This window comes from Stenotrophomonas sp. YJH_SMC_27 (genome assembly GCF_059369815.1).
This window is the reverse complement of sequence record NZ_JCAFTA010000017.1, coordinates 18,827-45,133: the sequence shown is the minus strand read 5'-3', so window position 1 is coordinate 45,133 and position 26,307 is coordinate 18,827. Positions and strand designations below refer to the sequence as shown.

The 26,307-nt window shown below is 67.6% G+C and carries 24 protein-coding genes; 9 read left to right on the top strand and 15 right to left on the bottom strand.

The genetic code is table 11. From position 1 onward, the window contains the following. Positions 1–146: 146 nt before the first annotated feature. Complete coding sequence (locus tag AC5P7R_RS19730; protein WP_478436480.1) at positions 147–1,187, top strand: DUF1176 domain-containing protein; 1,041 nt, start codon at positions 147–149, stop codon at positions 1,185–1,187. 112 nt (positions 1,188–1,299) lie between these two features. Here AC5P7R_RS19730 and AC5P7R_RS19725 read toward each other — a convergent pair whose 3' ends face one another. The 5 genes from AC5P7R_RS19725 to dapB all read right to left on the bottom strand — a co-directional run bounded on the left by AC5P7R_RS19725 (position 1,300) and on the right by dapB (position 8,231). Continuing rightward, positions 1,300–2,217: a hypothetical protein gene (locus tag AC5P7R_RS19725; RefSeq protein WP_019661463.1), complete on the bottom strand. Its 918-nt coding sequence runs from the start codon at positions 2,215–2,217 to the stop codon at positions 1,300–1,302. Positions 2,218–2,221: 4 nt separating this feature from the next. After that, complete coding sequence (gene greA / locus AC5P7R_RS19720) at positions 2,222–2,686, bottom strand: transcription elongation factor GreA (protein WP_026347191.1); 465 nt, start codon at positions 2,684–2,686, stop codon at positions 2,222–2,224. Positions 2,687–2,694: 8 nt separating this feature from the next. Further along, a complete protein-coding gene (carB, locus tag AC5P7R_RS19715; protein WP_188250568.1) occupies positions 2,695–5,937 on the bottom strand; it encodes a carbamoyl-phosphate synthase large subunit in 3,243 nt (1,080 codons plus the stop codon). Between the two features lie 148 nt (positions 5,938–6,085). Next, the gene (gene carA / locus AC5P7R_RS19710) at positions 6,086–7,213 is read right to left on the bottom strand and encodes a glutamine-hydrolyzing carbamoyl-phosphate synthase small subunit (RefSeq protein ID WP_031270821.1); all 1,128 of its coding nucleotides are present in this window, start codon (positions 7,211–7,213) and stop codon (positions 6,086–6,088) included. A 289-nt stretch (positions 7,214–7,502) separates the two neighbouring features. Further along, positions 7,503–8,231: a 4-hydroxy-tetrahydrodipicolinate reductase gene (gene dapB, locus AC5P7R_RS19705; protein ID WP_111104154.1), complete on the bottom strand. Its 729-nt coding sequence runs from the start codon at positions 8,229–8,231 to the stop codon at positions 7,503–7,505. Between the two features lie 217 nt (positions 8,232–8,448). Between dapB and AC5P7R_RS19700 the strand changes: the two genes are divergently transcribed. Further along, positions 8,449–8,910 carry a DUF4304 domain-containing protein gene (locus tag AC5P7R_RS19700; RefSeq protein ID WP_111098921.1) on the top strand — a complete coding sequence of 154 codons (462 nt, stop codon included), beginning with the start codon at positions 8,449–8,451 and terminating at the stop codon, positions 8,908–8,910. A gap of 87 nt (positions 8,911–8,997) precedes the next feature. On the opposite strand, the gene AC5P7R_RS19695 is transcribed toward AC5P7R_RS19700, so the two are convergent. From AC5P7R_RS19695 to AC5P7R_RS19685, 3 genes are read right to left on the bottom strand one after another with little or no spacing between them, the layout of a single operon-like run. Further along, on the bottom strand, positions 8,998–9,246 hold the full coding sequence (locus AC5P7R_RS19695) for a DUF6587 family protein (RefSeq protein ID WP_021204545.1): 249 nt from the start codon (positions 9,244–9,246) through the stop codon (positions 8,998–9,000). Further along, entirely contained in the window at positions 9,246–11,111 is a 1,866-nt protein-coding gene (feoB, locus tag AC5P7R_RS19690) for a ferrous iron transporter B (RefSeq protein WP_021204544.1), read from the bottom strand. The genes AC5P7R_RS19695 and feoB overlap by 1 nt, the downstream gene beginning before the upstream one ends. Beyond that, a complete protein-coding gene (locus AC5P7R_RS19685) occupies positions 11,108–11,362 on the bottom strand; it encodes a FeoA family protein (RefSeq protein ID WP_021204543.1) in 255 nt (84 codons plus the stop codon). Before AC5P7R_RS19685 ends, feoB begins: the two co-directional genes overlap by 4 nt. A gap of 119 nt (positions 11,363–11,481) precedes the next feature. Between AC5P7R_RS19685 and AC5P7R_RS19680 the strand changes: the two genes are divergently transcribed. The 5 genes from AC5P7R_RS19680 (at position 11,482) to yeiP (ending at position 15,055) form a co-directional block, all read left to right on the top strand. After that, on the top strand, positions 11,482–12,270 hold the full coding sequence (locus AC5P7R_RS19680; RefSeq protein ID WP_019661454.1) for an enoyl-CoA hydratase-related protein: 789 nt from the start codon (positions 11,482–11,484) through the stop codon (positions 12,268–12,270). 2 nt (positions 12,271–12,272) lie between these two features. Then, entirely contained in the window at positions 12,273–12,674 is a 402-nt protein-coding gene (locus tag AC5P7R_RS19675; protein ID WP_019661453.1) for a VOC family protein, read from the top strand. Continuing rightward, positions 12,671–13,567, top strand: a complete 897-nt coding sequence (locus tag AC5P7R_RS19670; protein WP_106550414.1) for a hydroxymethylglutaryl-CoA lyase — start codon at positions 12,671–12,673, stop codon at positions 13,565–13,567. The genes AC5P7R_RS19675 and AC5P7R_RS19670 overlap by 4 nt, the downstream gene beginning before the upstream one ends. 101 nt (positions 13,568–13,668) lie before the next feature. Continuing rightward, positions 13,669–14,439: an SDR family oxidoreductase gene (locus AC5P7R_RS19665; protein WP_049396115.1), complete on the top strand. Its 771-nt coding sequence runs from the start codon at positions 13,669–13,671 to the stop codon at positions 14,437–14,439. 49 nt (positions 14,440–14,488) lie between these two features. Beyond that, positions 14,489–15,055, top strand: a complete 567-nt coding sequence (gene yeiP / locus AC5P7R_RS19660; RefSeq protein ID WP_005409468.1) for an elongation factor P-like protein YeiP — start codon at positions 14,489–14,491, stop codon at positions 15,053–15,055. An 80-nt stretch (positions 15,056–15,135) separates the two neighbouring features. Here yeiP and AC5P7R_RS19655 read toward each other — a convergent pair whose 3' ends face one another. The 4 genes from AC5P7R_RS19655 to AC5P7R_RS19640 all read right to left on the bottom strand — a co-directional run bounded on the left by AC5P7R_RS19655 (position 15,136) and on the right by AC5P7R_RS19640 (position 20,616). Beyond that, positions 15,136–15,828, bottom strand: a complete 693-nt coding sequence (locus AC5P7R_RS19655) for a COG3650 family protein (RefSeq protein ID WP_021204541.1) — start codon at positions 15,826–15,828, stop codon at positions 15,136–15,138. Positions 15,829–15,911: 83 nt separating this feature from the next. Further along, positions 15,912–16,304 (bottom strand): nuclear transport factor 2 family protein, encoded by a 393-nt coding sequence (locus AC5P7R_RS19650; protein WP_019661450.1) that lies wholly within the window; start codon positions 16,302–16,304, stop codon positions 15,912–15,914. Next, on the bottom strand, positions 16,285–19,434 hold the full coding sequence (locus AC5P7R_RS19645) for a multidrug efflux RND transporter permease subunit (RefSeq protein WP_180832907.1): 3,150 nt from the start codon (positions 19,432–19,434) through the stop codon (positions 16,285–16,287). The genes AC5P7R_RS19650 and AC5P7R_RS19645 overlap by 20 nt, the downstream gene beginning before the upstream one ends. Before the next feature lie 36 nt (positions 19,435–19,470). Then, positions 19,471–20,616 (bottom strand): efflux RND transporter periplasmic adaptor subunit, encoded by a 1,146-nt coding sequence (locus AC5P7R_RS19640; RefSeq protein WP_111098926.1) that lies wholly within the window; start codon positions 20,614–20,616, stop codon positions 19,471–19,473. Positions 20,617–20,745: 129 nt separating this feature from the next. On the opposite strand from AC5P7R_RS19640, the gene AC5P7R_RS19635 reads away from it, so the two are divergent. Both AC5P7R_RS19635 and AC5P7R_RS19630 read left to right on the top strand, forming a co-directional pair. Further along, positions 20,746–21,462, top strand: a complete 717-nt coding sequence (locus AC5P7R_RS19635; RefSeq protein ID WP_010482545.1) for a response regulator — start codon at positions 20,746–20,748, stop codon at positions 21,460–21,462. Continuing rightward, complete coding sequence (locus tag AC5P7R_RS19630; RefSeq protein ID WP_021204537.1) at positions 21,462–22,538, top strand: ATP-binding protein; 1,077 nt, start codon at positions 21,462–21,464, stop codon at positions 22,536–22,538. Before AC5P7R_RS19635 ends, AC5P7R_RS19630 begins: the two co-directional genes overlap by 1 nt. Here AC5P7R_RS19630 and AC5P7R_RS19625 read toward each other — a convergent pair. From AC5P7R_RS19625 to AC5P7R_RS19615, 3 genes are all read right to left on the bottom strand, one after another. After that, positions 22,516–24,351 (bottom strand): DUF7844 domain-containing protein, encoded by a 1,836-nt coding sequence (locus tag AC5P7R_RS19625; protein WP_495214147.1) that lies wholly within the window; start codon positions 24,349–24,351, stop codon positions 22,516–22,518. The two genes, AC5P7R_RS19630 and AC5P7R_RS19625, sit on opposite strands and share 23 nt — an antisense overlap. Positions 24,352–24,421: 70 nt before the next feature. Continuing rightward, the gene (locus AC5P7R_RS19620; protein WP_021204535.1) at positions 24,422–24,721 is read right to left on the bottom strand and encodes a DUF2388 domain-containing protein; all 300 of its coding nucleotides are present in this window, start codon (positions 24,719–24,721) and stop codon (positions 24,422–24,424) included. A gap of 62 nt (positions 24,722–24,783) precedes the next feature. Continuing rightward, entirely contained in the window at positions 24,784–26,172 is a 1,389-nt protein-coding gene (locus tag AC5P7R_RS19615) for an FAD-binding oxidoreductase (RefSeq protein WP_495214146.1), read from the bottom strand. Positions 26,173–26,307 lie beyond the last annotated feature (135 nt).

Below are 26,307 nucleotides of genomic sequence, written 5' to 3'. Positions count from 1 at the left end.
TTACGAAAGACCTGCACATCATAACGTGCACCACTCTCCCAGCCGGCTGCCGCTGCTGACGAGGCACCTTGGCTCTTCGGCCAGCAGCATTTGGATTTCACGACCGCATCTTCCATGCTTGCCTGCCCTGGAACGGACTTCCATCCATGACCCGCACCCTGCTGACCGCGCTGATGGCACTCACCGTGGCGCCGGCCGCCCACTCCGCCACGCCTGAGCCCAGGCCCGGGGTCGAATTCGAACACAACGACTGGTCGCTGGCCTGTGACAACACCCGCACCTGTCGCGCCGCCGGCTACAGTCCGGAACAACCCGGCAACCTGCTCAGCCTGATGCTTGAGCGCGCCGGCGGCCCGGGTACGAAGGTGCTCGCGCGGCTGCGCAATGGCGAGGATGGCGAAAGCCCGACGCCGACCGGGGCACTGCGCCTGCGCCTGAACGGCAAGGACCTGGGCCCGGTGCGCGACACCGGCGACGGGGACAAAGTGTTGTTGCAGCAGGCACAGACCGATGCACTGGTCGCCGCACTGCCGCGCCAGGCACGCATCGAGATCATCGACGGCAAGGGCAAGGCCTGGCCGATCTCCGACCGCGGTGCAGCGGCCGTACTGCTGAAGATGGACGAGGCACAGGGCCGGCTGGGCACCCCCGGTGCGCTGGTGCGGCGTGGCGACAAGCCCGAAGCAGGCGTGCCTGCGGCGTTGCCGGTGCCAGTGATCGTGCGCGGCACGCTGGTGGCACCGCGCGCCTCGGACGCGGCACTGGCGAAAGCACCGGGCCTGCGCAAGGCACTGATCGCCAGCCTGCCCAAGCCGGATGAGTGCGGCCGCCTGAGCGATGGCGGGACAGATGAAATCGAGATCCAGCGACTGGACGCCCAACATGTGCTGGCAAGCACCAGTTGCTTCGTGGGTGCCTACAACATGAGCAACGCCTACTGGGTGGTGCGAGACAAATCGCCGTACCAGGCGACCTTTGTCACCAACCTGGCCGAAGATTTTGACCGCGATGACGCTACGCTGCGAGGCCGCTCCCGAGGCCGCGGTGTCGGCGATTGCATCTCCGCCAATGACTGGGTGTGGGACGGGGAGCGCTTCGTGAAAAGCAGCGATTTCACGACGGGCCAGTGTCGCAATATGCTCGGCGGGCACTGGACACTGCCGACGGTGGTCAGCGAGGTCCGTTGAGGCGCCGCTACCTGCGATAGTGCCGCCCGCTGGCCGGCAACCCCGGCAAACCCTGGGGGTCAGCGCCGTTTCCGATGGGAAACGGATCCGACCCCGCTCGGCCGAGCCCCGATCAGTCGTGAAGCTGGCGCGGCTTCTTCCAGAACTGCCAGCGCTGTCCGCGATCCAGCTGGAACTGCAGGCCGTCCTCGAAATCCAGCACCAGCCGCTGCAGCTCGCCGCGCTTCAGCGCGGCCAGCAGCGGACGGATCGCATCGTTGCCGAGCTGCTGCAGGGAACGCAGCTGGCGCAGGTCGACCAGTGCATCCACCGCCTGCTCGCCATCGACGGCTACGCCAGCCGCCAGGGCCAGGCCCTGCAGCAGGGCATCGCGGCTGCGCACCTGTGCGTGCGGCGTGCTGACCGACACCGGCATCACGCCGCCGCCCCAGAACCACAGCGAATTGATCGGCTGTTGCCCCTGCGCGGCGCGCTGCTGGTTCCAGGAATGGTTGTGCAGCAGCACCTGCGCCTCGGTCATCAGCGCCCGCCAGCGACGGCCGCCCTCGCCCTCCGGCAGGTGCGAGAACAGGTCATCGCCGAGGACCTCGTCCGGACTGTCGAAATCCGGCAGGGCCAGGTCGATCGGAAGCCGCAGGTACCAACGCGAGGGATCGGGTGCGTCGAGCACGAATCCGGCATCGGCGAACAACGGCTGCAGCACCGGCAGCAACGCCAGGCTGTCGGCCAAGGTCGGCCGCAGCGTTTCGCCGTAGGCCATCATCCGCGCGCCATGCATGTCCGGCACCATGCAGGCCGGATCGGCACGCAGCCAGCTGGCGCCGGCCGCATCGCCGACGTCGCGCTGGCGGGTCAACGCGGCCACCGGCCAGTGCGGCGCGGCAACCGCAAAATGGCGCGTCAGCTGCGCGCGTTCGCCCGGCGCGACCTGCACGGTCGTGGCACGGCCGAGCGCACGCGCCACATCGTCCGGCAACGCAGCCGCGGCAAAGCGGCTGCGTGCAGGCAACAGCAGGGTCGCCGTCGCCACGTGGTCAGTCCACGTAGCTGACGCTGACGATCTCGTACTCGCGCTGGCCGGCCGGGGCGTCGATCACGATCGAATCGCCTTCCAGCTTGCCGATCATCGCGCGCGCCACCGGCGAGGAAATCGCGATCAGGCCCAGCTTGATGTCCGCTTCCAGGTCACCGACGATCTGGTACTTCTTCTCTTCGTCGGTTTCCACGTCGGCCAGCGTCACGCTGGCGCCGAACACCACCTTGGAGCCGGCGTTGAGCTTGCTCACGTCGATGATCTCGGCGTGCGACAGCTCGCCTTCCAGCTGCTTGATGCGGCCTTCGATGAAGCCCTGTTCCTCGCGCGCGGCGTGGTACTCGGCGTTCTCCTTCAGGTCACCATGCTCACGCGCTTCGGCGATGGCGGCGATCACCTTCGGGCGCTTGACCGACTTCAGGTGATCCAGTTCGTCGCGCAGCTTCTGCGCGCCCTTCATCGTGATGGGGGCTCTCATGCATTCAACTCCTTGTGCAGCTCCTGCAGCGACCAGACGGGGCCGGTGCCGCGGAATTCCAGTGAATCCACCAGCGCCTTGGCGCCGGCAATGGTGGTCGAGTAGGTGACGCGATGCTGCAGCGCCTCGCGACGGATCGAGAACGAGTCGTTGATCGCCGAACGACCTTCGGTCGTGTTGACGATGTAGACGATCTCGCCGTTCTTGATCGAGTCGACGATGTGCGGACGGCCTTCGACCACCTTGTTGATGATCTCGCAGTCCATGCCGTGCTGCTGCAGCCACGCGGCAGTGCCACGGGTAGCAACCAGGCTGTAGCCACGCGCCAGCAGCGCCTTGGCCACCGGCAGCACGCGCTTCTTGTCCGGATCGCGGACCGAAACGAAGGCCTTGCCGACCGGCGGTGCCTTGATGCCACCGGCTTCCTGCGCACGCGCGAAGGCGGCGTTGAAGCTGCGGCCCACGCCCATCACCTCACCGGTGGAGCGCATCTCCGGCCCGAGGATCGGGTCGACGCCCTGGAACTTGGCAAACGGGAAGATCGCTTCCTTCACCGAGTAGTAGTCCGGTACGATTTCCTTGGTCGCGCCCTGCTCGGCCAGGCTCTTGCCGGCCATGCAGCGCGCGGCGATCTTGGCCAGCGGCATGCCGGTGGCCTTGGACACGAACGGCACGGTGCGCGAGGCACGTGGGTTCACTTCCAGCAGGTAGATGGTGTCGGCACCCTCGTCGCTGGTCTGGATCGCGAACTGGGTGTTCATCAGGCCGACCACGTTCAGGGCCTTGGCCAGCTCCACCACCTGGCGGCGCAGCTCGGCCTGGGTTTCAGCCGACAGCGAGTACGGCGGCAGCGAGCACGAGGAATCGCCCGAGTGCACGCCGGCTTCTTCGATGTGCTCCATCACGCCGCCGATCAGGACGTTGCCCTGGGCATCGGCGATGATGTCGACGTCGCACTCGACGGCGTTGTCGAGGAAGCGGTCCAGCAGCACCGGCGAATCGTTGGACACCTTCACCGCGTCGCGCACGTAGCGGGCCAGGTCGGCTTCGCCGTAGACGATCTCCATCGCACGGCCGCCCAGCACGTAGCTCGGGCGCACCACCAGCGGGTAGCCGATCTCGCGGGCCAGCAGCAGGGCTTCCTGGTCGTTGCGGGCGATGCGGTTCGGCGGCTGCTTCAGGCCCAGCTTGTCGACCAGCTGCTGGAAGCGCTCACGGTCTTCGGCCAGGTCGATCGAGTCCGGGCTGGTGCCGATCACCGGCACGCCGTTGGCTTCCAGCGCGCGCGCCAGCTTCAGCGGGGTCTGGCCGCCGTACTGCACGATCACGCCCTTCGGCTGCTCCAGATCGACGATTTCCAGCACGTCTTCCAGGGTCAGCGGTTCGAAGTACAGGCGGTCGGAGGTGTCATAGTCGGTCGACACGGTTTCCGGGTTGCAGTTGACCATGATGGTTTCATAGCCATCCTCGCGCAGCGCCAGTGCCGCATGCACGCAGCAGTAGTCGAACTCGATGCCCTGGCCGATGCGGTTCGGGCCACCACCCAGGATCATGATCTTGTCGCGGTTGCTCGGCGCGGCCTCGCACTCGTCCTCGTAGGTCGAGTACAGGTAGGCGGTACCGGTGGAGAACTCGCCGGCGCAGGAGTCCACGCGCTTGTAGACCGGGCGCACCTTGTGCGCACGACGCAGCGCGCGGATGGCGGCTTCATTGGTGCCGGTCAGCTGCGCCAGGCGCGCATCGGAGAAGCCAGCGCGCTTCAGCTTGCGCAGGCGTGCGGCGTCCAGCGCGTCGATGCCACCGGCAGCGACTTCGCCTTCTGCAGCGATGATTTCCTCGATCTGGTCCAGGAACCAGTGGTCGATGAACGACAGTGCGTAGATCTCTTCCACGCTCATGCCGGCGCGGAACGCGTCGGCGACGAAGAACAGGCGCTCCGGGCCCGGCGCCTTCAACTCGCGGCGCAGGGTCTGCAGGTCGTCTTCGTTGGCCAGGTCCAGGCCGGTCGGGTCGAAGCCGACCTTGCCGGTTTCCAGGCCACGCAGGGCCTTCTGCACCGACTCCTGGAAGGTACGGCCCATCGCCATCACCTCGCCCACCGACTTCATCTGGGTGGTCAGGCGAGCGTCGGCGGCCGGGAACTTCTCGAAGGCGAAACGCGGGATCTTGGTGACGACGTAGTCGATCGACGGCTCGAACGAGGCCGGGGTCAGGCCACCGGTGATCTCGTTCTTCAGTTCGTCCAGGGTGTAACCCACGGCCAGCTTGGCGGCGACCTTGGCGATCGGGAAGCCGGTGGCCTTGGAGGCCAGCGCCGAGGAACGCGACACACGCGGGTTCATCTCGATGACGACCACGCGGCCGGTCTTCGGGTTGATGCCGAACTGCACGTTCGAGCCACCGGTGTCGACGCCGATCTTGCGCAGCACGGCGATGGAGGCATCGCGCAGGCGCTGGTATTCCTTGTCGGTCAGGGTCTGCGCCGGGGCCACGGTGATCGAGTCACCGGTGTGCACGCCCATCGGGTCCAGGTTTTCGATCGAGCAGACGATGATGCAGTTGTCCGCAGTGTCGCGGACCACTTCCATCTCGAACTCCTTCCAGCCCAGCACCGACTCTTCCACCAGCACTTCGGTGGTCGGCGACAGTTCCAGGCCACGGCTGACGATCTCGACCAGCTCTTCGCGGTTGTAGGCGATGCCGCCACCGCTGCCGCCCAGGGTGAAGCTGGGGCGGATGATGGTCGGGTAGCCGACGCGGGTCTGGATCTCCAGCGCTTCGTCCAGGGTGTGGGCGACGGCGGCGGTCGGGCATTCCAGGCCGATCTCACCCATGGCCACGCGGAACAGCTCGCGGTCTTCGGCCATGCGGATCGCTTCGCGCTTGGCGCCGATCAGTTCGACGTTGTACTTCTCCAGCACGCCGTTGTCGGCCAGGTCCAGCGCGCAGTTCAGCGCGGTCTGGCCACCCATGGTCGGCAGCAGCGCATCGGGCTTTTCCTTGGCGATGATCTTCTCGACCGTCTGCCAGTTGATCGGCTCGATGTAGACGGCGTCGGCCATCTCCGGGTCGGTCATGATCGTGGCCGGGTTGCTGTTGACCAGCACCACGCGGTAACCCTCGTCACGCAGGGCCTTGCAGGCCTGGGCGCCGGAGTAGTCGAACTCGCAGGCCTGGCCGATGACGATCGGGCCAGCACCGATGATGAGGATGGTCTTGAGGTCAGTGCGCTTGGGCATTTTCTTCTCTAAGTCAGTACAGCGTGACAAGGGGGGTGATCGCACGCTGTCGATCAGGAATCTTGATCCGCAGCGCCGCGCCAGGGGCAGCAGCGATGCGGGGTTTACGGTCCATCGCGACGCCACCGGCAGGCCGGCGGCGTACTGATCACGCCTTGGCCTGCTCCATCAGCGCCACGAAGCGGTCGAACAGCGGACCGACATCGTGCGGGCCCGGGGATGCTTCCGGATGGCCCTGGAACGAGAACGCCGGCACGTCGGTGCGGGCGACACCCTGGTTGGTGCCGTCGAACAGCGAACGGTGGGTCACGCGCAGGGTCGGCGGCAGGGTTGCTTCATCGATCGCAAAACCGTGGTTCTGCGAGGTGATCATCACCCGGCCACTGTCCAGGTCCTGCACCGGGTGGTTGGCACCGTGGTGGCCATGGCCCATCTTCATGGTCTTCGCGCCAGAGGCCAGGCCGAGCAGCTGGTGGCCCAGGCAGATGCCGAAGGTCGGGATCTTCACGTCGATGAAGGCCTTGATCGCGTCGATGGCGTAGTCGCACGGTTCCGGGTCACCCGGGCCATTGGACAGGAACACGCCGTCCGGCTTCAGTGCCAGCACTTCGGCGGCCGGGGTCTGCGCCGGCACCACGGTCACTTCGCAGCCGCGCTCGGCCAGCATGCGCAGGATGTTGGTCTTCACGCCGAAGTCGTAGGCCACGACCTTGAACCGGGCCGGCACGCTGACGAAAGCATTGGCATCCAGGTCCAGCTGGCCCTCGGTCCAGGTGTAGGTCTTCTCGGTAGTGACGACCTTGGCCAGATCCATGCCCTTCAGGCCCGGGAACTTGCGGGCGGCTTCCAGTGCCTTTTCCACGTCGATGTCGCCGGCCATCAGCGCACCGTTCTGCGCGCCCTTCTCGCGCAGGATGCGGGTCAGCTTGCGGGTGTCGATGCCGGCGATGGCGACCACGCCCCGCTGGATCAGCCAGTCCTGCAGCGACAGCTGGCTGCGCCAGTTGCTGGGACGGCGCGGGACGTCGCGCACGATCAGACCGGCCGACCATACCTTGGACGCTTCATCGTCCTGGTCGGTCATGCCGGTGTTGCCGATATGCGGATAGGTCAACGTGACCATCTGCCGGGCGTAGGACGGGTCGGTCAATACTTCCTGATAGCCGGTCATGGCGGTGTTGAACACCACTTCACCGACGGACAGGCCGGGCGCGCCTACGGATTCGCCCTCGAATACGGTGCCGTCTTCGAGGACGAGGATTGCGGCTTGGGTCACTGGAATCTCACTTTGGCTACCGAGGGGGCTGCCGAAGTCACGCCTGCGCTTCACGGAAATCCGGTTGCAAAAAAGCGCGGACGTGCGGTCTGGGACCGGTCCGGCTTTCGTGATTCGGCGAGTGCGAATTGTAACGCTGCCGGGGCGCTCGCGCCAGCGGTTATCGCGCTTCATGAACAGGCGATTGCGTATTCATTTCAATCCGGCGGCGTATGCGGCGCCCGCTGGTAGCGCCGGGCCATGCCCGGCGAAACCGACACCGACGCCGGGCACGGCCCGGCGCTACCGGTTAACGCGGCCCGTCCAGCAGATCGCGCACCCGGTAGCTGCCCGGGGCCCGGCCCTGCAGCTGGCGGGCGGCGAACAGCGCACCGCGGGCGAAGATGTCGCGGTTGGTGGCCCTATGCACCAGCTCGATGCGCTCGCCCAGCCCGGTGAACTGCACCAGATGCTCACCTACGATGTCGCCAGCACGCAGGCTCGCGTAATGCGGCTCCGCTCCGCCGCGCTGCGCGGCCGCGCCCAGGGTTAGCGCGGTGCCTGATGGTGCGTCCTTCTTCTGCGTGTGGTGCGATTCGACGATATCGCAGTCCCAGCCGGCCAGCGCCTGCGCGGCGCGCTCCACCAGCTCGTCCAGCACCGCCACGCCCAGGCTGAAGTTCGACGCCCAGACCAACGGGATCTTCGCCGCTGCTGCATCCAGCGCCTGCCGCTGCGTGCCGGAGATGCCGGTGGTACCCGACACCAGCCCCGCGCCGCGTTCCAGGCACAGCGCCAGCATCGGGTCGAAGCCCTCCGGCAGGCTGAAGTCAATGGCCACGTCGAACACCGGCGCACCGGACAGTTCGCTGGCACCAAAGAACGGCACGCCGTCGACCACGCGCTGCGCCGGCGCACGGCCGGTCACGGCGGCCACGATCTGCAGGGTTTCGGGATGTTCGGCGGCCAGCCGCAGCAGGGCCTGGCCCATGCGCCCGGAGGCGCCGTGAATGAGCAATCGCAGGGGAGTCTGGTTCATGCCTGCAGGCTAGCGGCAGCACGCCTGCTCCGGCAAGCGCCGTCACTGCGACGCTGGGTGACCTTCCGCGCAATGGATGCTCGTTCCTCCCTGGGTACGCCTCGCTTGACCGCACCAGGCGGAGCGCATGCGACACCGTAGATGTCGCGTTTACCACTGGACGCAGAAACGCGGCCACTCAAGGCTGTGGTCCCCTCTTCCGGTCCAGGCAACGCCCATGAAATCCGCGACCGTCTTCAGCAAGTGCGCCAGGAAGACCGGCTATGCCGGGACCACGACCACCCGCTACCGCTTGCTGGATGACGCCCTGCTTGTCGTGAATCACCAACGCGCCAGCGAAAGCCGCGGTTTCTATGTGAATGCTGGACTCTACTTTCCAGAGTTGCTCTTGCACCCCCTCACGCCCGACGATCTTGAAACGGCTTTCAGGTACCGCTCCAGCATCCCCACGCCGCATGTCGACTGGCGTATCGAAGAGACGCCAGGCCTGCGCCGGGCTTTCACCCAGCAGGATCTTCATGACCTGCTCGATGCTGGCGATCGCAACGCGATGAAGCGCCTGCTGCTCAATGCCCTTGCCGACGTGGCGGGCTTCGCAGCGACCCATGGAAATCGCGCATCGGTACGGCGGATGCAGCAGGAGGGACGCTTTCGCGCGATCATCCGCAAAGAGGTCTGAACCCCGGAAAGCGTGCGAACCAAGGTTCGCACCCACAGGCCGAAAGTTCGCACCCGCCGCACAGCCGCCGTCGAGCATGGCTCGACGCTACTTCTTGTTGGTCGGCCCGCAACTGTCGCAACCGCCACAGGCACCGCCACCTCCGCTGGCAGGCGGCGCGATCTTCCGCCCCAGCGCCTGCGCCCAGGCCGCGCGGCCCGGCTTCAGCAGGGCCAGCGCCAAGGCACCGCGCAGCTTGCGCACCGTGCCGGGGAACTGCTTCTTCAGCACCACCCAGGCACTGACCAGCACGGCCACCGCGATGATCAGGTACTGGATCAGCAGCCCGGTATCCATCAGCCACCTCCCAGCGCCCTGGTCACCTGGTAGGTGATCAGCGCCGCCACGTAAGCTGCGGCGAACAGGTAGAACGCGGCAAAGCCCATCTGCTTCCACGAGTTGGTCTCGCGCTTGATGGTGGCCAGCGTCGAGATGCACATCGGTGCGTAGATGTACCAGACCAGCAGCGACAGGGCCGTGGCCAGCGACCAGCCATCGCTGATCAACGGGGTCAGTGCCTGGCTGGCCGCATCGTCATCCGCCGCCGACAGCGCATACACCGTCGCCAGCGACGACACCGCCACCTCACGCGCGGCCAGGCCCGGGATCAGCGCGATGCAGATCTGCCAGTTGAAGCCCAGCGGTGCGAAGAACACCGCCATCGCATGGCCGATCTGGCCGGCGTAGCTATAGTCGATGGCCGGCATCGTGGCGCCCGCCGGCGCCGCTGGGAACGACAGCAGCACCCACAGCAGGATGGTCAGCGCCAGGATGATGCCGCCGACGCGCTTGAGGAAGATCATGCCGCGCTCGTACAGCCCCACCGCCAGGTCGCGCGCATGCGGCAGCCGGTACGACGGAAGCTCCAGCATCAGCGGATGCTCGCTCTTGTCGCGGCGCCACTTCTTCATGATCCACGACATCGCCAGCGCACTGAGGATGCCGGCGGCGTACAGGCCGAACAGCACCAGGCCCTGCTGGTTGAACACGCCCCACACGGTCTTCTGCGGAATGAACGCACCGATCAGCAGCGCGTACACCGGCAGGCGCGCCGAACAGGTCATCAGCGGTGCGACCAGGATGGTGGCCAGGCGGTCACGCGGGTCCTGGATGCTGCGCGTGGACATGATGCCCGGCACCGCGCAGGCGAAGCTGGACAGCAGCGGGATGAACGAGCGGCCAGACAGGCCGGCAGCGGCCATCATGCGGTCGAGCAGGAACGCCGCGCGCGGCAGGTAGCCGGATTCCTCCAGCACCAGGATGAAGAAGAACAGGATCAGGATCTGCGGCAGGAACACGACCACGCCACCGACACCGGCGATGATGCCGTCGGTCAGCAGGCTGGCCAGCGGACCCTCCGGCAACACGCTGCCAACGAGAGTACCGAGCCAGGCGAAGCCAGCCTCGATGCCATCCATCAACGGCGTCGCCCAGGCATACACCGCCTGGAAGATCAGGAACATCACCACCGCAAGGCTGATCAGCCCGAACACCGGGTGCAGCAGCCAGCGGTCCAGCGCGTCGTCGATCTTCGCGGTTCGCGCCGGCATGCGCACGGCGACCGAAAGGATCTCGCGCACCTTGGCGTGGTAGTCGATGCCACCTTCCGGGCCCGGCACCGGCGCATCCAGGTGCGGCACCATCGCATCGAGGCGCTCGACCAAGGCCTTGGCGCCCTGCTTGCGCACCGCCACGGTCTCCACCACCGGCACGCCCAGCTCGCGTTCCAGCGCGGCCACATCCACCTGGATGCCGCGGCGTTGGGCGGCGTCGACCATGTTCAGCGCGACCACCATCGGCTTGCCCAGCTCGCGCAGTTCCAGCGCGAAGCGCAGGTGCAGGCGCAGGTTGGTGGCGTCGATCACGCACAGCAGCACGTCCGGCGCGGCTTCGCCCGGGTAGAAGCCCCGGCACAGGTCGCGGGTGATCGCCTCGTCCAGGCTGGCCGGATGCAGGCTGTAGGCGCCCGGCAGATCAAGCACCGCGAATTCACGGCCGGACGGCGCACGCAGGCGGCCCTCCTTGCGCTCTACGGTGACGCCGGTGTAGTTGGCGACCTTCTGCCGACTGCCGGTCAGCTGGTTGAACAGCGCGGTCTTGCCGCTGTTGGGGTTGCCGACCAGCGCAATGCGCAGCGGGGCGGTGGCAGCGGAAGCGCTCATGCGCGTCGCTCCTGGCGGTTGGCGTCTACCACGACGCGCTTGGCCTCACTGATCCGCAGCGCGAACCGGGTGAACCCGACCTGCACCAGCAGCGGCTCGCCCCCCACCGGACCTTTGGCCACCAGGCGCACTTCCTCGCCATTGACGAAACCCAGCTCGCGCAGGCGACGGGCGATGGCATCGTTGGCGTGCAGGTCCTGCACGGACTCGACCACGGCCGAGGTGTGCAGCGGCAGTTCGGACAGCGTCATCTAGCGTGTTCTCTGCTGGATGTAAATGGTTCTCGATTCTAACATTCCCGCGTCGCGTCATGGCCCATGACCAATGGCCCGCTATGATCCATACAGGTATGGAGTGACCCTGGAATCCCATGAACGATGCTTTGCAGATCGAGCGCCGCGGCGCCGTCATCACCCTCTGGCTGAACCGGCCGGAACTGCACAATGCCTTCGACGCCAGCCTGATCGCCCGGCTGACCGCCGCGCTGGAGGCCGCCGGACGGGACGATTCGATCCGGGCCGTGGTGGTGGCCGGCCATGGCGCCTCCTTCTCGGCCGGCGCCGACATGCAGTGGATGCGCGGCATGGCTGCGGCCAGCGAAGCCGATAACCGCGAGGACTCGCTGGCCCTGGCCCGGCTGATGCGCACCCTGGACGAGCTGCCCAAGCCGACCCTGGCACGGGTCCACGGCGCGGCCTTCGGCGGCGGTGTCGGCCTGGTCGCCTGCTGCGACATCGCCATCGCCAGCACCGCGGCCCGCTTCGGCCTGACCGAAAGCCGCTTGGGCCTGCTGCCGGCGGTGATCTCCCCCTATGTGATCGAGGCCATCGGCCCACGCCAGGCCCGTCGATGGTTCGCCACCGGCGAGCACTTCGATGCCGAGACCGCACTGCGGATCGGCCTGGTCCACCAGCTGGTCGAACCCGAGCGCCTGGACGAGGCGCTGGAACGCCAGCTGGCCCTGCTCGACAAGGCAGGCCCGATCGCCTCGTCCACCGCCAAGCAGCTGGTGCGGCAGGTCCGGGACAGCCATGACCGCGACACCCTGGATCGCGATAATGCCGCCCTGATCGCGCGCCTGCGGGTGTCCGCCGAGGGCCAGGAGGGCCTGGGCGCCTTCCTCGACAAGCGCGCCCCCCATTGGGTCACGGAAGCCTGAACATGCTCGATCATCTTGGTTTGACCAGCGCCGACCTGGCGCGCAGCAAGGCTTTCTTCCTGCAGGCACTGGCGCCACTGCAGATCGGCGTGGTGATGGAAGTGAGCGCCGAACTGACCGGCGACCACGACCACGTCGGCTTCGGCAGCGACGGCAAGCCGTTCTTCTGGCTCGGCAATGGCGGCACCGCCAGCCACGGCGTGCACGTGGCCTTCGCCTGCGCCAGCCGCGCGCAGGTGGACGCCTTCCACGCCGCCGCCCTCACCGCCGGTGGCCGCGACAACGGCGCGCCGGGCCTGCGCCCGTGGTACCACCCGGATTACTACGCCGCCTTCGTGCTCGACCCGGACGGCAACAACATCGAAGCGGTCTGCCATCGCCCCGTCGGCGAGGTGGCTGCATGAGCGACTACGTCCGCATCGTCGAGGTCGGCCCGCGTGACGGCCTGCAGAACGAAAAGCAGTCGGTGTCCACCGCCGACAAGATCGAACTGATCAACCGCCTGTCGGCCACCGGCCTGCGCAGCATCGAGGCGACCAGTTTCGTCAGCCCGAAGTGGATTCCGCAGCTGGCCGATGCCGCCGAGGTCTACGCCGGCATCCAGCGCCGCCCCGGCATCCACTACCCTGTACTGGTGCCGAACGAACAGGGCTACGACCGCGCCCGCGCGGTGGGCGTGGAGGAAGTGGCGGTGTTCACTGCTGCGTCCGAGGCCTTCAACCGCACCAACACCAATGCCGGCATCGACGAGTCGCTGGCCCGGTTCGAGCCGATCCTCCGCCGCGCCGCCGCCGATGGCGTGCGCGTGCGCGGCTACGTCTCCACCGTGCTCGGCTGCCCCTACCAGGGCGAGGTTCCACTGGCCGACGTGGTACGGGTGGCGCGCGCCCTGCACCAGATGGGCTGTTACGAAATCTCGCTGGGCGACACCATCGGCGTCGGCACCCCACGCAAGGCACGGGCGATGCTGCAGGCGGTTGCCGCCGAGATTCCGATGACGGCACTGGCCGTGCACTTCCACGACACCTACGGCCAGGCCATCGCCAACATCGCCACCTGCCTGGAAGAAGGCGTGCGCGTGGTCGACAGCGCGGTCTCCGGCGCCGGTGGCTGCCCGTATGCGAAGGGTGCCAGCGGCAACGTCGCCAGCGAGGACGTGGTCTATCTGCTGCAGGGCCTGGGCCTGGACAGCGGCGTGGACCTGCCGGCACTGGCCGAGACCGGCCGCTGGCTGGCCGGCCTGCTCGGCCGTGCCACCGCCAGCCGCACCGGCCAGGCGCTCGCAGCGGCCGGCTGAGCACCCCGCTGCGCCGCTCCTGGCGGGGCGGCGCAGTGCACAACGGCGACGGTCGCCGCTTCCGTTAGAATCGGCGGTTCTCGAACCTGCAGGACCGTTCAATGCAGCTGTCTTCCGTACGTGCCGTGATCACTGGCGGCGTCTCCGGCCTCGGCCTGGCCGTGGCCCAGCACCTCGTCGCCCAGGGCGGCAAGGTGGCCCTGTTCGACCTCAACGATGACAAGGGCGCTGCCGCCGTCGCCGGACTGGGTGCCGACAAGGCCCGCTATTTCAACGTCAACGTCAGCGATGAAGCGGCGGTTGCAACGGCCATCGACCAGGCCCACGAATTCCTCGGCGGCCTGAACGTGGCGATGAACTGTGCCGGCATCCTCGGCGCCGGTCGCGTGCTGGGCAAGGAAGGCCCAATGCCGCTGGCCGGCTTCCAGGGCACGGTGATGGTCAACCTGGTCGGCAGCTTCAATGTGGCCAAGGCCGCGGCCAACCGCATGCAGCACAACGAGGCCGGTACCGATGGCGAGCGCGGCGTCATCATCAACACCGCCAGCATCGCTGCCTATGAAGGCCAGATCGGCCAGGCCGCCTATGCCGCCAGCAAGGGCGGCGTGGTGTCGATGACGCTGCCGATGGCACGCGAACTGTCGCGCTTCGGCATCCGCGTCAACACCATCGCCCCAGGCGTATTCTGGACGCCGATGGTCGATGGCATGCCGGAGGCCGTGCAGCAGTCGCTGGCCGCCTCGATCCCGTTCCCGTCGCGCCTGGGCAAGCCGGAAGACTTCGCCAGTCTGGTCGGCTTCATTCTCGGCAACACCTACCTCAACGGCGAGACCATCCGCCTGGACGGCGCTACCCGCCTCGCTCCGAAGTGATTCCCCCCGGGCGCCGGGACGGCGCCCTCCCCCAACGACCTAGATCACCATGAAAGCCAACGACATCAAGAAGGGCAACGTCGTCGAGTACAACAACGGCGTGTACCAGATCCGCGACATCGAGCGCAGCTCGCCGCAGGGTCGCGGCGGCAACGTCCGCTTCCGCTTCATCATGTACAGCGTGCCGGGCGGCAACAAGCTCGACGCCAGCTTCGATGCCGACGACAACCTGGTCGAGGTCGAACTGCTGCGCCGCCAGTCCACCTATTCGTACAAGGACGGCGACGCCTTCGTGTTCCTCGATGACGAGGACTACACCCCCTACACTCTGGACGCGGACGTGATCGGTGATGACGCCGGGTACATCACCGACGGCCTGACCGGCATCTATGTGCAGGTCATCGACGAGCAGCCGGTGGCGATCCAGCTGCCGGCCTCGGTGGTGCTGGAAGTGATCGAGACCCCGCCGGAACTGAAGGGTGGCACCGCCACCAAGCGCCCGAAGCCGGCCAAGCTCAACACCGGCATCGAGATCATGGTGCCGGAGTACATCGTTAACGGCGAACGCGTGCTGGTGAACACCGCCACCGGCGAATTCGCCGGCCGTGCCGACTAAGCGCCTTGCGCTGATCGGCTGCCTGTCCCTGCCTGCGGCGTGTTCGCCGCAGGCAGCGGACGGATCATCGGTGGCAGCGGTTACGGCTGTTTCGCACCGAAGTTGCCGCAGCCATGGTACTGGCGGGTACCGACAGTCAGCATCGCCTTGGCCTCGAACGCCTCGCCGCTCATGTCATCCTGGCAGGTGGTGCGCTGGAAGCTGAGCTTGACGTCGGTGCCGTCGGACGCCTTTCCGCTCCATCCATCAGCGCCCTGTGTGGGTTTGGCCACGTCGAAGCGGCGCTCGCCATAATCGACCTCCACCTGCAGGCCCGGCGCATCGCCGTCGACGACTGCAAGCCAGCCGGGTTCATTGCCGGTGGCACGGAATGCCGCATTGCCGGCGCTGCCATCGCCTTCGGTAGCTTCCACCGCATGGCACTCGCGATCCGGTTCGCCCTTCAGGCTCAGCAGGCCATCATCGCTGCCCTTGGTCCAGAAGCTGTTGCCGAGACCATCGCTGTACTTGGCGCCGGATGCCGCGCGCTCGGAGGTCATGGCGAAGCTACGCTCGCCGATCACCAGCGTGGCAGCATCCTCGCCATTGAATGTCGCGCCCACACTCAGATCACCACACTGGTAGGCGGTCTCGCTGCCACCTTCCGTGTTGGCGCTCGGCTGCGGCGTGGCAGGCGGGGCGTCATTGCTGCCCGCCGCGGGTGCCTGGGCCGGCTGGCACGCGACCAGCACCAACCCCAGGGAGGCTGCCAACAGACTGGGAACTACACGCATGGCTCGACTCCTTGTCGACACTACAGGAATGCTCGACCCTACCACCTCGCGGTGAGCGGGGCCTGAAAGCGCCCTGACCGCGCTCATGCGGCCAGTACCGCCATCGACAGCAGCTGCGCGCCGCTTTCGCCGGAACTGCAGGTCCACACCCGCAGCAGGCGCAGTTTCAGCTCGCGCTCCTGGCCCTGCCCGCGCACCGACAAGCGCACGTCGCTGGACAACAATGCCAGGCGTCCGCACAGCAACGTTTCCACCGCGTACGACTGCAGGCTGCGCACCTGCAGGTTTCCGGTCAGCCAGTCGCCCAGCCACGGCAGGTCGAGCATGCGGCCGCCGTGGCCATCCATCATGAACAAGGCCGGCGATACCAGCGCGGTCAGCGCATCGTGGTCGTCATCCAGCAATGCCTGCCGCAGGCGCTGTTCCAGCGCTGCCAACTGCCGCTCATGCAGATCTTCAACGATGTTCCGTTCCATCCACGGTTCCTCCCGGCATCGGCCGGCGCCTGCGCAGGCGCTGCGCGATCCACTGCCGCGCGCCCTGCACCACTACATAGAAGACCGGCACGAAGAACACGGCCAGCACGGTCGCACTGACCATGCCGCCGAACACACCGGTTCCAATCGCCTGCTGGGTTTCCTTCGAGGCGCCCTGCGCCAGCATCAGCGGCACCACGCCCAGCGCGAATGCCAGCGAGGTCATCACGATCGGCCGCAGTCGCAGCCGCGCTGCCTCCAGCGCTGCTTCAACCAGGCCGCGACCCTGCTGCTGCAGCTGGCGCGCGAACTCGACGATGAGGATCGCGTTCTTCGCCGACAGCCCGATCACGGTGATCATGCCGACCTTGAAGAACACGTCGTTGGGCATGCCCCGCAACAGCACCGCAGCAACCGCACCAAGCAGGCCCAGCGGCACCACCAGCATCACCGCCAGCGGGATCGACCAGCTCTCGTACAGTGCCGCCAGCACCAGGAACACCACCAGCATCGACAACAGCAGCAACCACGGCGCCTGCGCACCGGACTCCCGCTCCTGCAGCGACTGGCTGGTCCACTGCAGGGCAAAACCGGACGGCAGCTCCTCCGCCAACCGCTCCATCTCCGCCATGGCCTGGCCGGTCGACACGCCGGAGGCCGGTGCGCCGGACAGATTCAGCGCCGGGAAGCCGAGATAGCGCTGCAGCTGCAGCGGCGCCTCGGTCCAGTGCGGCGTCACCAGTTCCGACAACGCCACCATGCCACCTTCGCTATTGCGCACGTACAGCCTCAGCACATCCTCCAGCTCCATCCGGTGGGGTGCATCGGCCTGCAGGATCACCTGCTGCAGCCGGCCCTTGTTGGGGAAGTCGTTGACGTACTGCGAGCCCATCGCCGCCGACAGCGTGCTGCTGATCTGCTCGAACCCCACGCCCATCGCCTCGGCCTTGGCGCGGTCGATGTCCAGCCGCACGCTGGTACCTGCTGGCAGGCCATCGGCATGCACCTCCGACAGCAGCGGGCTGGCCTCGGCCAGCTTCAGCAGCTGCTGCAAGGCCGCGCGCAGCTCTGCCTGGCTCTGCCCGGTACGCGCCTGCAGGGCGAGCGAGAAGCCGGACGAACGCCCCAGGCTGTCGATCGCCGGCGGCATCACGCTCATCACCTCGCCCTCGGCAATCGTCGCCATCGCCTTCTGCGCGGCCTCCACTTCGCCGGCCGCGGTGGCTCCTGCACGCTCTCCCCAGTCCTTCAGCATGGTGTAGGTCAGCGCCGCGCTCGGGCCGGACCCGGAGAAGCTGTAGCCGAGGATCGACTGGTTGGACCCGATGCCCGGGCGTGACGCCACATGCCGTTCGTAGGCTTCGACCACGGCCAGCGTGCGCTCGGCGGTGGCTTCGGCCGGCAGCTGGATCGAGGTCATGAAATAGCCCTGGTCTTCTTCCGGCAGGAATGCACCCGGCAGCCAGTGCAGGCCCAGCAACAGCGCCACTACCAGTGCGGCGAACACGCCCATCACCCGCCCGCTCCGCTGCAGCACCGACGCCACGCCACGCTGGTAACGCCCGGTCATCCGCTCGAAGCCACGATTGAAGGCACCGAACAGCCCGCCACGGCCATGATGGCCATGGGTGTTCGGGCGCAGCAGCGTCGCGCACAACGCCGGCGTCAGGCTCAGGGCCAGCAGCGCCGAAAACAGGATCGACACCGCCATCGCCACGGTGAACTGGCGGTAGATGGCGCCCACCGAGCCGCTGGCCAGCGCCATCGGGATGAACACCGCGGTCAGCACCAGGGTGATGCCGATCACTGCGCCGGTCAGCTCGCGCATCGCCTTGATGGTGGCCTCGCGCGGCGGCAGGCCCTCCTCGGCCATGATCCGCTCCACGCCCTCGACCACCACGATGGCGTCATCGACGATGATGCCGATGGCCAGCACCATGCCGAACATGGTCAGCACGTTGATCGAGAAGCCCAGCGCCAGCATCACCGCGAACGTACCCAACAGCGCGATGGGCGCGACCAACGCCGGGATCAACGTGTAGCGCCAGTTCTGCAAAAACAGGTACATCACTGCGAACACCAGCAGCATCGCCTCCAGCAGCGTCTGCACCACCTTCTGGATCGAGATCTTCACGAACGGCGCGGTGTCGAACGGGATGCTCGCCTCCACGCCGCGCGGCAACAGCGGCGCCAGTTCGGCCATGCGCTCACGGACCGCCGACGCCGTGCGCACCGCATTCGCGCCCGGCCGCAGCTGCACCCCGGCAGCGGTGGCCGGATGGCCGTCCTCGCGGGTGCCCCAGGCATAGCTCTGCGCGCCCAGTTCGACGCGGGCGACATCACCCAGCACCACCCGTGAACCGTCGGCCCCGGCGCGCAGTACGATCGCCGCGAACTGTTCCGGCGTGGACAACTGGCCGTCGGCGCTGAGCGGCACGGTGATGCGCTGGCCTGGAACACCCGGCGAATCACCGATGCGCCCCGGCGAGATCTCCAGGTTCTGCTGCTCGATGGCAGCGGCCACGTCACCCATGGTCAGCCCATAGCCGGTCAGCCGGGTCGGGTCCAGCCACACGCGCATCGCCTGCTCCGCACCGAACAGCTGCACGCGGCCGACGCCATCGATGCGGCGCAGCTCCTCGATGATGTTGCGCGCCATGAAGTCGCCCAGTGCGGCCTCGCTGACGCTGGCATCGGGCGAACGCAGGCCGACCAGCATCAGGAAGCCGGAATCGGCTGCTTCCACGAACAGGCCGCTCTGGCGCACGCTGCGCGGCAGGCGCGGCTCGATCGCCTTGATCCGGTTCTGCACGTCCACCTGCGCCAGCTCCGGGTTGGTACCCGGCTTGAAGGTCGCAGTGATGGAGGCTTCGCCGGAGGTGTCCACCGACGACTCGAAATACAGCAGGTGCTTGACGCTGGACAGCTCGCGCTCGATCAGGCCGACCACCGCGTCATTCAGCGTCTGCGGGCTGGCACCCGGGTAGCTGGCGTAGATGCTGACGCTGGGCGGCGCTACTGCCGGATAGCGCTCCACCGCCAGCCGCGGGATCGCCAGCACACCGGCCAGGATGATGAAGATCGCCAGCACCCAGGCGAACACCGGGCGATCGATGAAGAAATGTGCCATGTTGGATTTTCCTGGAGGGACCGGCCCGGTGGAGGCTCAGCCCTTGCTGCCGGCCTGCACCGCGCCAGCGCTGGCGACCGGCATCTGCCAGTCGCGCGCATCGACCACCACGCCTTCCTGCAGGCGTTCCTGGCCTTCGACCACCACCTTTTCGCCCGCCTTCAGGCCCGTGCGCACCAGCCATTGGCGATCGACACTACCGTCCACTTCCAGCGTGCGGATCACCGCCTTGCCATCGCCACCGATCACCCAGGCATAGGCCTGGCCACCGGCACTGCGCAGTACGGCCTGCTGCGGCACGGTCAGTGCGCTGGCCGGCGCACCCCGCGGCACCTTCGCGCGCACGTACATGCCGGGCAGCAGCTGGCGCCGCGGGTTGTCGACCAGGATGCGCAGGATCACATCACCGGTGCGCGCATCGACATTGATGCCGGAGAACAGCATCTGGCCACGTTCGGGCAGCGGCCTGCCGGCCGCACCGATGATCGTCACCGGCAGCTCGCCGCCACCGGCACTGCGTTGCAGCGACTCGAGCTGCGCCGCTGGCTGGCGCACATCGACGTAGACCTGGTCGATCTGCTGCACCACCGCCATCGGCTCGGCATCGGCCACGCCGACCAGTGCACCTTCGGTCACCAGCGCCTGGTCGATGCGGCCGGCAATCGGTGCACTGACCGTGGCATAGCGCAGGTCGAGCTGGCGGCGGGCCAGGATCGCGCGCGCCTCGTTCACCGCGGCACGGGCCTGTTCGTACTCGGCACTGGCATCGTCGCGGTGCTGCTGGCTGACCGCCTGCGCGGCCGCCAGCGCATGCAGGCGCTGCGACTGCACGCGGCTGCGGCCCAGGGCTGCCTCACTGCGCTGCAGCGCTGCCAGTGCCGAGTCGACATCGGCACGGAACGCCGCCGGATCAATCTGGAACAGGGCCTGGCCGGCGCGCACTTCGGCGCCCTGTTCGAACAGGCGGCGCTGCACGATGCCGCCGACCTGCGCACGGATCTGTGCGGTGCGAACGGCGGCGACACGGCCGGGCAGTTCATCGTCGCGCTGCACGACCTGCGGGCCGACAGTGACCACGCTGACGCGCGGTGCCGCTTCGGGCGTGGCTTCGGGGGCGGAGCAGGCCGTCACGGCCAGGGCGAGGGCCGCGATCAACGCGACCGGAGTCCTGAAGGTTCTCATTGCTGTGCACAATGCCGCGCAGGCGGCTGATAGGTTCTGAAGCGTGAAGTGTGCGTGGCGATGATGGGGTTTCGATGGAGGAACTGTGGAGATACGATGGAGGCAAGCACCTTAAGGCCCCGCCCCTGCATGCATGCCGCCCCTGCCCTCGCCGCCCTCGTCCTGATCGTCGAGGATGAGGCCGAGATCGCCGATATTCTCACCGCCTATCTGGAACGCGAAGGACTGCGTACGCTGCGCGCCGCCGACGGCCACAGCGCGCTGGACCTGCACCGCAGCGCCCGCCCCGACCTGGTCCTGCTTGATGTGCAGCTGCCGCGCCTGGATGGCTGGAGCGTGCTGACCCAGCTGCGCCAGCGCGGTGAAACGCCGGTGATCATGCTGACCGCACTGGACCAGGACCTGGACAAGCTCACCGCGCTGCGCATGGGCGCCGACGACTACGTGGTCAAGCCGTTCAATCCGGCCGAAGTGGCAGCACGCGTGCGCGCCGTGCTGCGGCGTACGTTGCGCGCCTCGCGCATGGACGCACCGACCGCGCTGCGGGCGGGCCCGCTGCTGATCGACTCGGCTACCCATGCCGTGCATGTGGAGGGCGAAGGCTACAGCCACGAAGTGCTGCTCACGCTCACCGAGTTCAAGCTGCTGCACTGCATGGCGCTGGCGCCGACCCGCATCTTCAGCCGCAGCGAACTGATGCACGAATGCCTGCCGGAAAGCGAAGCGCTGGAACGCACCGTCGACAGCCATGTCAGCAAGCTGCGCCGCAAACTCGATGACGTGGGCATGGTCAACGTCCCGGCCAGCGTGCGCGGTGTCGGCTACCGGTTGATGGCCGACCGCTGATGGCGCGCCTGCGCCGTTCCGGGCTCAGCCGCCACATCATCATCTCGATGTCGCTGATGGTGATCGGCGTCATCGTGATGATGATCCTGTCGTCGTGGCTGCTGTACGCGGTGCTGGTCGAGTTCTTCCCCGGCAGCACCGAGGAGCCGGAAAGCTGGCTGCCGACCGGGCCGGAACTGGCATGGATGGTGGGCGTGATCCTGACCGGACTGGCGCTGGCCATCGCCGCTTCGTTCCGTCTTGCGCACCGTATCCTGTCGCCACTGAATTCACTGGTGGACAGTGTGCGTGCGCTTGCCGGCGGCGACCTCGGGGCGCGCGCGAGTGTCGAGGAGAATTCGCCGGGTGAAGTGGCGACCCTGGTCGAGGACTTCAATGCAATGGCCCGCCGCCTGCAGCACATGGAGAGCGAGCGCGCGATGTGGCACGCGGCCATCGCCCATGAGCTGCGCACGCCGGTGACGATCCTGCGCGGTCGCCTGCAAGGGCTCGCCGAGGGCGTGTTCCAGCCGGACGAGTCACAGTTCCGCAGCCTGCTGGCGCAGGTCGAGGGCCTCTCGCGCCTGATCGAGGATCTGCGCGTGCTGAGCCTGTCCGACAACGCGCGGCTGGACGTACGTCGCGCGCGCACCGATGTGGTGGCCGAAGTGCATTCGGTGATGACCCTGGTCGATCCGCAGTTCCGCGCCGCCGGCTTCGTGCTGGAGCTGGAAACCAGCCGCGAGGAACACAACGCGCACTGCGACCCGACCCGCCTCCGCCAGGCGCTGCTGGCGCTGCTGGAGAACGCACGCCGCTATGCCAGCCCGGGCAAGGTGCGGATTGCCGTGCATGACACACCGGGACATGTGCAAGTGGCAATCGAGGATGAGGGCCCGGGCATCGATCCGGAGCTGCACGCCGACATCTTCAGCCCGTTCATGCGTGCCGACGGCTCACGTTCACGCCAGGGCGGCGGCAGTGGCCTCGGCCTGGCGGTGGTCAAGGCCATCGCCGACGCGCACGGCGGCCGCGTCTACTGCACGGCAGGCAACGCCGGCGGCAGCCGTTTCGTCATCGAACTGCCGCGCCAGTAGCGGGCGTGGCTGCCTGTTCCCGCAGGCGCGCGCCAAGTGTGGCGAGGTTGGCGTCGATCGCATCCATCTCGTTGCGCTGGCCCACCGGCAACTGCTGGCGCAGTTGCACGCGCAGCGCCTGCCAGGCCGGCACCGCCTCTGCGCTGGCAGTGGCAACCGCTTCGGCCAGCACCGCCTGCTCATCGGCCAGCGGCAACCCGTAGCCGCCCTGCAGCAGCGTCCCCGGGCGCAACCACTGCCCGCTCTGCGCCAGCAGGCTGCGCAGGCTGCGGGTTTCCGCGCTGTCCGCAGCAGCCAGTAGCTGCCGCTTGAGCACATCGCGTGCGCGCAGTTCGGCACGCCGCTGTGCCGCCTGTTCCAGCAGCAGCAGGCTGGCACTGGCGCGCAGGTTGCCCTTCAGCAGCCACGGTGCCCGTTGTTCTGCCGGCAGCTTCAACCAGCCGCGCACATCGCGCGCGGGCAAGGCCAGCTGGGTCGCCGCCACTGTGAACAACTGCTGGTAGTGGTCGCGCGCGGAAGCGAAGTAATAGCCCTGTGCCTGCGCTGCGTTGCGGTCCGTGAGTACCCGCTCGTCGAGCATGCCCAGCCGCGCCAGCCGCCGCTTGAGACCGCGCGGACTCAGCTGGGCCAGCCCGTCCTCGCCCAGCCGGGGCACTCCGGCCTGCAGCAGCCTGGCGGTATCCACCGCACAGTTGTTGCTGACGAAGTAATAGCGCCCGTCATAGCTCCAGTGCACCTGCGCGGTGCGCTCGAGCAGGCTGGCGATCTCGTCGCGTTGCAGCTGCAAGGGCAACGACTGCAGGCCCCGCAGTTCCACCTTGGTGTACTCGTCCACCACCTGCTGCAGCGGCAGCACGAACAGCCGCGACGGGTAGCCGCCGGTCAAGCCGCGCCAGTTGGAAATCTGCACATCGCCGACGAACGCGCGGAACGACAGCACGCGGTGGTACTCCAGGTCCAGGCGGCAGTCCGGACCCGGTGCGCGGCCCGGCCGGCAGATCACCAGCCGCAGCATGCTGTGCCCCCAGCGGCTCATCGGCTGCGCACTGCCCTCGGCGAACAGGTAGTCCACGGCGTAGACACGCGCCGGGTCGAGCTGCAGCAGCGATGCCGCCCCCTCTTCCGATTCGGCCTGCAGCAATGGCAACGCGTTCGCGCAGTGCGACTGTGGCAGCGATGGCGGGGTTCCGAAATGGACCTGGAACCACTGCGCCAGTGCCGGGCGCCGGCAGGCGAACTCGCTGTCGAGCACGAAATGCTCGGCGTTCACTGCCAGGTACTCGGCCGGGTCCTTCAGTTCATACGCATCGGGACTGCGGTCACGGAAATCGTTGTCGCCACGGCCGAGATGCCAGGGCTTGCGCTGCCATCCAGCCAGATCACGCCAGCGCACACTGCGTGACCAGTTCGCCCCCGTACGGTCGGCGACATGGGTCAGTTCGTGTACCAGCGCGCTGCGGCGTGCGCGGCGCGCGCCGGGCACGGCATCATCCAACAGCTCGCGACGCAGGGCGATGCGCCCGGCGAAAGCGCGGCCGTGCACATCGGCCGGCAGGTCATCGCGCCAGCGCACCTGGACCTGTGCCGGCAATGCGCGGAGCAGGCCATCCGGCAGCAGTGCCTGCACGTCGGCCAGGGTCTGCGTCGCCACCTGCTGCTGTGCAGGGCTCAACCCTGCCGGGTCCAGCTGCAGGCGATCAGCTGCGTGCGCGACGTGGGCGACCAGCAGTAGAGCCACGCCATGCGTGGCTGCGTTCCACCGGCCAAGCCTCTGTAGAGCCGAGCCATGCTCGGCTGCTGTTGCGATCCGCATGCGCCAGGCATTCAGCCGAGCATGGCTCGGCTCTACAGAACGCGATGTCGCCGGGGTCATGCAGTCCGGATCAACGCGCCAGCAACGCGCGGGCCAGTTCCAGGTCGCTCTGCTGCTGTGCGGCAGCACTCTGCTCACGCAGGTGGGCCAGCGCGGCCTGCAGGCGGGCGCCACGGATCTGGCCGTCGCTGGCGACGAACGCCGCAGCGTCGTCGCGCGCAGCCAGTACCACCTTGTCGTCACCCGAGCTGCTACCCGAGGAGCCGGAGGAGGCACCGGTGGCGGAACCGGCCGAGGTGCCGGCGAAGCTGGAAGCGAAGCCGGCCAGCGGCAGGGACAGCAGGGCGAGCAGCAGAAGCGGACGGGTCATCGGTTCGAAGCCGGTTGTGAGGATGCGTGGAGCGTAACGGGTGCGTGAAGGATTTGCCCGGCTCAAACGTCGAACAGCTTGCCGGGATTCAGCCGCGCTTGGGGATCGAACGCACGTTTGACCGCCTTCATCAGGGCGATCTCGGCCGGGCCGCGGGTGCTGTCCAGGTAGCCCTTCTTGACCAGGCCGATGCCGTGTTCAGCCGAGATGCTGCCATCGAACCGGGCCAGCACCTGCGCCAACAGCTTGGTCACGTGTTCACACTGCGCCACGAAATCGGCGTCGCTGGTGTCGTCGGGCTTGAGCACGTTGATGTGCAGGTTGCCGTCACCGATATGGCCGAACCAGACCACGTCGAAGTGTGGGTAGGCCTGCCCGATCAGTGCCTGGGTCTCGGCCAGGAACGCAGGCATCGCCGAAATCCGCACCGAGACATCATTCTTGTAGGGTTTGTAGCGCGCCAGCGATTCGGTGATGCCTTCGCGCAGGCTCCACAACTGGGCGGCCTGGGCGTCGCTGGCGCTGATCACCCCGTCGCTGACCCAGCCGTTGCCCATGCAGTCCTCGAAGGCGGCCATCGCCGCCGCTTCCTGCGCTTCGTCGTTGGCGCCGAACTCGGTGACCACGTAATACGGGTGCACCTCGTCGAACGGTGCCTGCGCGCCATGCGCCAGCACGTGCTCCAGCGCCCGGTCGGTGAAGAACTCGAAGGCCTGCAGCTGCAGACGCGCGCGGAACGCGGCGAACACCTGCATCAGCACCTCGAAGCTGGGCACGGCCAGCAGCATCACGTTGCTGGCTGGCGGCGGATCGGTGAGTTTCACTGTCGCCTCGACGATCACGCCCAGCGTGCCTTCCGAACCGATCAGCAGCTGGCGGAAGTCATAGCCGCTGGAGTTCTTGATCAGGCCCTTGTTGAGCTCCAGCAGTTCGCCGCTGGCGGTAACCACCTTCAGCCCGGCGATCCACTCGCGGGTGTTGCCGTAGCGGATCACACGGATGCCGCCAGCATTGGTGGCGATGTTGCCGCCGATCGTGCACGACCCGCGTGCAGCGAAATCCACCGGATAGATCAGGCCGTGGTCCAGCGCGGCGTTGTGCACGGCCTCCAGCGGCATGCCGGCCTGCACCACCAGGGTGCGATCGACCGCGTCGTAGGCCAGCGCCTTGTTCATCCGCTCCAGGCTGAGCACCAGCTCGCCATTGGCCGCCACCGCGCCACCGGAAAGGCCGGTACGGCCGCCGGACGGCACCACGGGCACGCCCTCACCCGCACTCCAGCGCATCACCGCCTGTACCTCCTCGACCGTGGCCGGCAGTGCGACCGCCAACGGCGCCGGCGTCCAGCGCCGGGTCCAGTCGCGCCCGTAATGCTCCAGGTCGGCCGGGTCGGTCTTCAGCTTCAGGCCGGGACAGGCCTGCTGCAGCGAGGCAATGCGGGAATCGGTCATGACGGTCCAGCGCGGGGCATGAAGAACGGGCAAGCGTGCCAGCGGCACGCGCCAGCGTCCAGCCCTGCGAGCAGGCAGATAGCTACGGATGCAACCAATTGCGCACCGCACCATGAGCGCTGCGATCTGGCATAG

Excerpts from the sequence above, each read along its gene's own strand:
- AC5P7R_RS19620 (WP_021204535.1), bottom strand. The coding sequence starts at position 24,721 with ATGACCCGTCCGCTTCTGCTGCTCGCCCTGCTGTCCCTGCCGCTGGCC.
- AC5P7R_RS19615 (WP_495214146.1), bottom strand. The coding sequence starts at position 26,172 with ATGACCGATTCCCGCATTGCCTCGCTGCAGCAGGCCTGTCCCGGCCTG.
- AC5P7R_RS19685 (WP_021204543.1), bottom strand. The coding sequence starts at position 11,362 with ATGACGCTGTCCGAACTGCCGCTGCACACCTCGGCCGTGGTCGAGTCC.
- AC5P7R_RS19640 (WP_111098926.1), bottom strand. The coding sequence starts at position 20,616 with ATGAGAACCTTCAGGACTCCGGTCGCGTTGATCGCGGCCCTCGCCCTG.
- yeiP (WP_005409468.1), top strand. The coding sequence starts at position 14,489 with ATGAAAGCCAACGACATCAAGAAGGGCAACGTCGTCGAGTACAACAAC.
- AC5P7R_RS19730 (WP_478436480.1), top strand. The coding sequence starts at position 147 with ATGACCCGCACCCTGCTGACCGCGCTGATGGCACTCACCGTGGCGCCG.
- AC5P7R_RS19665 (WP_049396115.1), top strand. The coding sequence starts at position 13,669 with ATGCAGCTGTCTTCCGTACGTGCCGTGATCACTGGCGGCGTCTCCGGC.
- AC5P7R_RS19630 (WP_021204537.1), top strand. The coding sequence starts at position 21,462 with ATGGCGCGCCTGCGCCGTTCCGGGCTCAGCCGCCACATCATCATCTCG.
- AC5P7R_RS19635 (WP_010482545.1), top strand. The coding sequence starts at position 20,746 with ATGCATGCCGCCCCTGCCCTCGCCGCCCTCGTCCTGATCGTCGAGGAT.
- AC5P7R_RS19700 (WP_111098921.1), top strand. The coding sequence starts at position 8,449 with ATGAAATCCGCGACCGTCTTCAGCAAGTGCGCCAGGAAGACCGGCTAT.
- dapB (WP_111104154.1), bottom strand. The coding sequence starts at position 8,231 with ATGAACCAGACTCCCCTGCGATTGCTCATTCACGGCGCCTCCGGGCGC.
- AC5P7R_RS19670 (WP_106550414.1), top strand. The coding sequence starts at position 12,671 with ATGAGCGACTACGTCCGCATCGTCGAGGTCGGCCCGCGTGACGGCCTG.
- AC5P7R_RS19655 (WP_021204541.1), bottom strand. The coding sequence starts at position 15,828 with ATGCGTGTAGTTCCCAGTCTGTTGGCAGCCTCCCTGGGGTTGGTGCTG.
- AC5P7R_RS19650 (WP_019661450.1), bottom strand. The coding sequence starts at position 16,304 with ATGGAACGGAACATCGTTGAAGATCTGCATGAGCGGCAGTTGGCAGCG.
- carB (WP_188250568.1), bottom strand. The coding sequence starts at position 5,937 with ATGCCCAAGCGCACTGACCTCAAGACCATCCTCATCATCGGTGCTGGC.
- AC5P7R_RS19680 (WP_019661454.1), top strand. The coding sequence starts at position 11,482 with ATGAACGATGCTTTGCAGATCGAGCGCCGCGGCGCCGTCATCACCCTC.
- AC5P7R_RS19625 (WP_495214147.1), bottom strand. The coding sequence starts at position 24,351 with ATGCGGATCGCAACAGCAGCCGAGCATGGCTCGGCTCTACAGAGGCTT.
- AC5P7R_RS19645 (WP_180832907.1), bottom strand. The coding sequence starts at position 19,434 with ATGGCACATTTCTTCATCGATCGCCCGGTGTTCGCCTGGGTGCTGGCG.
- AC5P7R_RS19675 (WP_019661453.1), top strand. The coding sequence starts at position 12,273 with ATGCTCGATCATCTTGGTTTGACCAGCGCCGACCTGGCGCGCAGCAAG.
- AC5P7R_RS19695 (WP_021204545.1), bottom strand. The coding sequence starts at position 9,246 with ATGGATACCGGGCTGCTGATCCAGTACCTGATCATCGCGGTGGCCGTG.
- feoB (WP_021204544.1), bottom strand. The coding sequence starts at position 11,111 with ATGAGCGCTTCCGCTGCCACCGCCCCGCTGCGCATTGCGCTGGTCGGC.